Source organism: Phyllobacterium sp. P5_D12 (genome assembly GCF_054049495.1).
The window spans coordinates 1-6,179 of the sequence record NZ_JBFUMG010000254.1 but is presented as its reverse complement, the minus strand read 5'-3'; the positions used below and the strand labels follow the sequence as shown (position 1 = coordinate 6,179).

At 55.4% G+C, this 6,179-nt stretch carries 3 protein-coding genes and 1 pseudogene; 1 reads left to right on the top strand and 3 read right to left on the bottom strand.

The genetic code is table 11. The features are described 5' to 3' along the window. A partial coding sequence (locus ACXJ5O_RS16170; RefSeq protein WP_457300781.1) for an adenylate/guanylate cyclase domain-containing protein occupies positions 1-3,147 on the top strand: 3,147 nt, incomplete at its 5' end. On the opposite strand, the gene ACXJ5O_RS16165 is transcribed toward ACXJ5O_RS16170, so the two are convergent. The 3 genes and pseudogenes from ACXJ5O_RS16165 to ACXJ5O_RS16155 all read right to left on the bottom strand — a co-directional run. Beyond that, positions 3,136-4,869 carry a hypothetical protein gene (locus tag ACXJ5O_RS16165; protein ID WP_457300780.1) on the bottom strand — a complete coding sequence of 578 codons (1,734 nt, stop codon included), beginning with the start codon at positions 4,867-4,869 and terminating at the stop codon, positions 3,136-3,138. The two genes, ACXJ5O_RS16170 and ACXJ5O_RS16165, sit on opposite strands and share 12 nt — an antisense overlap. A gap of 111 nt (positions 4,870-4,980) precedes the next feature. After that, entirely contained in the window at positions 4,981-5,586 is a 606-nt protein-coding gene (locus ACXJ5O_RS16160) for a nuclear transport factor 2 family protein (protein ID WP_457300779.1), read from the bottom strand. 16 nt (positions 5,587-5,602) lie between these two features. Beyond that, positions 5,603-6,179 (bottom strand): annotated as a pseudogene (locus tag ACXJ5O_RS16155) (hypothetical protein); the annotation flags it as partial.

Genomic DNA, 6,179 nt, shown 5'->3' with positions numbered 1-6,179 from the left:
GCCGATGCGTTCGCGGAATCTCAAGTCGACTTTGATAGTCTCCGCCTCCTCTCGGACAGTGACCTGCAGAGCATGCGGATTCCGCTCGGTCCCAGAAAAAAGATTCTCGCGGGTATCGCGCGATTGATCGAAGAAGGCAGTGGCGAGCTATCCCAAATTTCGGGCGAGCGCCGTCCATTGACCATTCTGTTTTGCGATCTGGTGGATTCAACCGAATATGCGGTTCTGCTGGATCCGGAGGATTTCAGCAAACTGACGCGAGACTATCTGCGGCAATGCAACAATGCGGTGAGAAACCACAACGGCATTGCAGCCAACTACATTGGCGACGCCTTTCAGGCACTATTCGGTTATCCGATTGCTGAAGAAGACGACGCAGAGCATGCACTTGCTCTGGCCTTCGATATTCTGAGGCTCGTACCCGAGATTTCGGTAGCACAAGGACCGCCTTTGCGGGTCCGGATAGGAATAGCAAGTGGCCTCGTGGTTGTAGGGGATTTTCTCGGAGCGCCTGCAGGCGTGTCTACGGTCGCCCTGGGATCGATACCCAACCTTGCACAGCGGCTCCAGACAATGGCCCAGCCGCAAACGATTTTGACGGATCAACAGACTCACGATAATGCCGCCGGCGCATTCGAATTCACCGACCTTGGCCAGCAAACATTGAAAGGTTTTTCCAAGCAGATACACGTCTGGCGGGCCGAAAAAGAGCGAATTCTAGAGAACCGCTTCGCCAAACGAACTCAATTGACGGAACTTGTCGGCCGCCGCAACGAAATGTCCCAGGTGCTCGAACTCTGGCGAGAGGTGGTTGCAGAAAACCGCGGACAGGCAGCGCTCGTTTCGGGTGAAGCCGGTATCGGCAAGTCGCGGCTCATTTTCGAAGCTCAGCGCCGTATGCCGCAATGTACCTATTTGACSCTTCAGTGTTCGTCCGCATACTCCAACAGCGCTCTGTTCCCATTTCTCACATTGCTCAAACGCTATGCCGGAATTCATGGCGACAATCCCGCGCAGGGTCTGGAAAAACTCGAGGCAATTCTCGCTCTGAGCGACGTTCCCCTCGCTGAATCCCTGCCTATATTTGCGGGTTTGCTTTCCATCGACCAGCGGCGTTACCCACCTTCTGAACTGACGGCCCCACGGCAGCGCAGTGTTTCGCATCGGATAATCATCGACTGGCTCCATCACGTATCGCGCATCAACCGCGTCCTGTTGTCTATCGAGGATGAACAGTGGATCGACCCTTCTTCAAGCGATGTGCTTGAGGCGCTCTTGGAAGAGGTGGCATCATTCCCGATGCTGATCCTTATCACGACACGTGAGAAGACACTTTGCCGGCCGTTGAAGGGTGAAAACTTGCACAAGATCGCACTCAAGCGGCTAAGCGACTACGAAGCTCGTATGCTCGTCAGCAATGTTAGCGGCGGCAAACCCCTGCCGAGCGAAATTCAAACCTCTGTGCTGAACAGAGCCGAGGGTGTTCCTCTCTACGTCGAAGAATTGGCGCGGACAGCTCTCGAGACAGGCGGCCCACTCTTTCCCTCGGAGTCAGAGGTGCGGGAGCAGTCCGTCGGGGTTCCGAATTCGCTGCAATCTTCGCTGTTGTCGCGTCTCGACAAACTTGGTCCTGGCAAGATGATCGCTCAAACCGCCTCTGTCATTGGACGGGAATTCGATCTCAAGTTGCTAAGCCGGCTTAGCGGCTTGTCGGCTCGTTCCCTGAATTCCGCATTGCGCCACCTTGTTGAGTCCGGATTGTTCGCGCCCCAGCCCAACCGGAAGAGCTATATATTTACACATACGCTGCTCCAGGAGGCCGCACACGACACGCTGTTGCGAGAACGTTGCCGCGAACTTCATAGCAAGGTTGCAGAGGCCATTCAGAAGATCTATCCCAAATTGGCAGCAGAACACCCCGAGCTGTTGGCGCAACATTATTCCGAAGCAGACGAGTTGGAACGGGCGGCAGACTGCTGGCTTGCTGCAGGTCTGAATGTTGGCAAGACCTGGGCCAAAGTAGAAGCCGCAAACATGTTTGCACATGGCGTCGAATGCCTGCATAAGCTTCCGGCAACGCTCGAGCGCAAAGAGAAGGAGTTGCGGCTCTGGCTGGAGATCGGCGACGTGCACTACGCGACATTTGGATATGTCACGCGCGAAGGTAGCGATGCTTACCGAAATGCAATGCGATTGAGCGACGAGCTCGGCGATACGGAATCGCCTGTCCGGGCGCTCGACGGTCTCTTCGGTACGGCCTTCAATTCTGCGCACTTTGCCGATGCCGAATGGGCAAGCGACCGGTTGCTCGACATCGGCAGAAAACGCGATCATATCAAGGCGCGGGTACTGGGACTGCAGTTCAAGGGTATGAGCCTGTTTTCTCAGGGTAATCTCAAAGGTGCCCGTGATTATCTCGAACGTTCGCTTGCGTACGCAGCACATAAGGACACGATCGGCAGCGACTTTCCGAGCATGCCGATGCTTTACCTAGCCTGGACATTGCATTTGCTCGGTGAACATCAAAGGTCAATTGACCTCTATGACGCTGCGGAACTCGATGCACGTCAGCAGTCGGCTTACAGACTTGCCGCCTGCCTTGGCAATGGCTGCATTCTGCTGGCACTGCGCAATGATGTCATCAAACTACGCGAGCTAACCAACGAGCTCATCCCTTTGGCTACGGAGAACGGATTTCAGCTGTGGCTGAATATGGGCTCGTTCTTCGAGGGCTGGGCCATGGTCCGCGCCGACCGCAACTTTGACGGCTTGGAAAAGATGCGGAAGACCTGCGATAACCTCGGCGATCAGGAGATCGACAAATCCTGCTATCTGGGACTGCTGGCGGAATGCTATCTCCAGGCTCAGGCAATCGAAAAGGCATCTGACGCCGTCGACGAAGCGCTGGATCTCGTGAGCAACACCAATGAAAACTATTTCACCGCGGAGCTGCTCCGGCTGAAAGGCGAAGTGCTGCGCAAGAAAAATGCGACCGGCTTTGCCGAAGCATTGTTTAAAAAAGCCATTGCTTTTGCGCGCAAACAAGGAGCGCGCTCGTGGGAGCAGAAGGCCGCCCAAAGCCTGACGGAACTGAGGCGTTCGTTCGATGGAAAGATCAAGAATGATCGGCCTTCTTCAATCGCATGAGACGTCAGCATAGAGAAGATGGTCGGCCTGCCCATAGGTGATGCTGCTTTGATCGAAGCAAAATCTCTTGGGCACTATGCGGACGAGATAACGGCGATTGCATTGGGCAGGCAAATCCAGCCTGAAGGCCCGCATATCCTTTGACGGGACAGGATCCGTGAATTTCGAATGGCCGAAATAGGAAACGTTGCGGATCAGCGTGGCCGAACCCGATGTCCCCGTCTCGCCGTCTATGGCGATAAAATTTTTATCCGTTGCTTCCTCCAAACCAGGATAATCCAGTGGCGACGGCGCTGCACCTGATGTCGGGATTTCCGTGGACTTGACCGCCACATTGAACCGCACGTCGTCTCTTTGCGGAATATTGCCGTAACTGTTCAGATAGCGCCAGTTCAGCCGAACTACCCGGTTGGCAATCAATTCTCCACCCGGTGACCTTACAACGGCAATGGATAGGTCCTCAGGTTTCGAGTTATCGCCCTGCATCGCCGCTTCTGGTGCGGGACAGGACGTATAAAGCGGCGCGTAAGAGCACTCGTTTCCCCCCGCGCCCCACAGGCAATTGCTCAACACGCTCCAGTCGGAGGCGCTGATTTCGGGTGGTTGAGCCGACAATTCATTTCCATCGATCGGAACCATCCAGGGATGGATTTTCCCCGCACCGGATCGCGACGCCCACTCCGTCCTATGCGCGTCTATCTCCAATAGTTTTCTCCGTTCTGCCTGCAGCCGCAAGAACTGCGCCCTGTCAGGTTCTGAAATAGCTGGATCCCTTGCTACTGCATCAGCCGAAAAGCGTTGCCCGGTGGTTTGTGTCGTCAGCGTGTGACACTCCGTACAGTTTCCGGTGGGATCGCGCACGGTCATGGCGCGTTCGAGATTGACCCGATGGGTGGCGGTATAGCCCGATCCCACGACGCGGAATGGTGTCGACCTGCCGCGCGGCGGCGCCGGGAGGAAATTACCGAGGCTGAAGGAAGACGCTACCGAATCCTGCTTTCCAGCGAAATAGCCCACTCTCGCCTGCTGGATGTTGGGGTTGATGACGTAAGCGCTTTTGTTGTCGTGACACCCTGAGCACTCTACCTGAAACGTTGGATCATAGAGGGCTTCTGCTTCGGCACGACCTTGGCTGTCCGTGTAGGAACGTCCGCCCGGCGGCACGAATTTTTGCGACCAGTCGAATTCGCTCTGGTCTTTTCTGCCGTCAAAGAACACGATCTCGCCCGAGCTTCTGTTGAACCCGATAACGCCGAACAGCGCAAACTTCGGATTTGACTGCTGCCAGTAGGGGATGGGTTCTACTTCGAGGCTGGGGCTCGATTTGCGGCAGAGGAAAAGCCATTCCACATTGCCATTCTCGACACGGTTCAGCCTTGAGTTCAGGCCGCAGTAGGTGGCGCTTCCCGTCAATGAAGGCTTGTCGCACTGTGCAACACCGCTCGTCCATTTGACTATCTTCCCGTCGATATCACGGTGTTCGAATTCCAGCGGATGATTCGGCTTGCCGGGGTTCGGTTTAAGATCGACAATATTGCCGTCAATTTGCAGCGGTATCGTCTTTGCAGCACCGTCCGAGCAATCTCCGTCAGGGATCGGACCGAACACAGCGCGTGCCTCGTCGCCGAACCTGCTGACTATGTTGCCGCTCGCCGATGCCGGCTCCCAAAGGATAGTTCCATTCCATTTCTGCACAGTCTCGGCAAACAAACCCTCGTCCATGTCAACAGTTCTGGCTCCGGGMCAACTCGTGCTATGAGCCAAGGCGATGGCCGCGGCTCCTATGATGACGATTTGGCTAAAATACCTCACCGCGCGATTCTCGATCCCGGTTCATCGAGCTCGCAATTCGAGTTTCGGTCCATCCAGGATGAGGGTGAGTTGCGAAAACTTCCAGATAGTTCCGTCCGTCGTGAACACGCTTCTTAGCACGGCGGTGTAGTCCAGCACCGGTGTTTCGATATCAGGGTGCTGAAGTGTTACGACGACCGTCGTTTTCGCCTGGATATTGCCTGCACCAACGAAATTGAGAAGGGTGTTGCTAGCGATATGCCGCGTCTGTGTGCCTCTGAACGTAAGCTCATTAAAATAAGTCTTGAGATAGACCCCCAGCTGATCCTTCCCCGTCGTTTTCTGAAGTTGATCCCCGACGGCATCGCACAACTCGTAAGTTACATTATCCGCAAAAAGGCCCTCTAGTTGCATCGTTTTGTGGTCGTCCAGGGCCCAGTGAAAGCGATGAATCAATTTCAGGATTTCTCTTTCATCAGTCACCGGAGCGTCGGCCAGGTTTGGCGGCCAGACAATTCCCGGTCCGTTTTCGCAACCTACTGCGAACGATTCCCCGATAGCCGCGAGGGTGAGCCAGAGACCGACACCGACCACTGAAGCGATCAATTTGGCGCGGCGATTAAAAAACTTCCTGTATGTATTTGACATTCCGACCTCCTGTTGATCATGCCCTTGAGCAGGCGTGTTCGCTTCGGCAGCTGATTCTGATTCTTATCAACCGAAGCTGCTTGCCTACGCGTTTAAGGCGATGGGTCGTGCGCTCCAGGGCACGATCCTCGTTTTTCTTGCCCTCGTCATCATCGCGGTCAACGTCAGTGTCGACGAGCCCCATGGCAAAAAGTTCGTCCACGAAGAGGGTGGCTGCAGCCTCGGAACTCAAGGGCTCTACGGAATCGCCTTCACGCGTTGCGCTCCGTGCACTGGAATCCACCGCATCTGATGGCATTTCAACGTACAAATCCTCGCCCAGCCCAAAACGCTCGGACGGTAGCGGACTGAACACCGGAGCGTAAGACTGATGCCCCGGTTTGATGTTAGCTGTACGCGATCGCGGGGGACCCCTCCTTGCCCCTACATTGGGTCCAGTGGTCCGCATTGCCATTATGGCTGATGCCGATGCCGGCGAGAGAATCAAGCGCCCGACAAATGCGGTGCAGAATACTGCGGGATATGCCGGATTTTTCGTTTCACTTGCCAAAACCATCTCGGCCGCAACCAGAGCATAGTAGCCGGTGTCAATC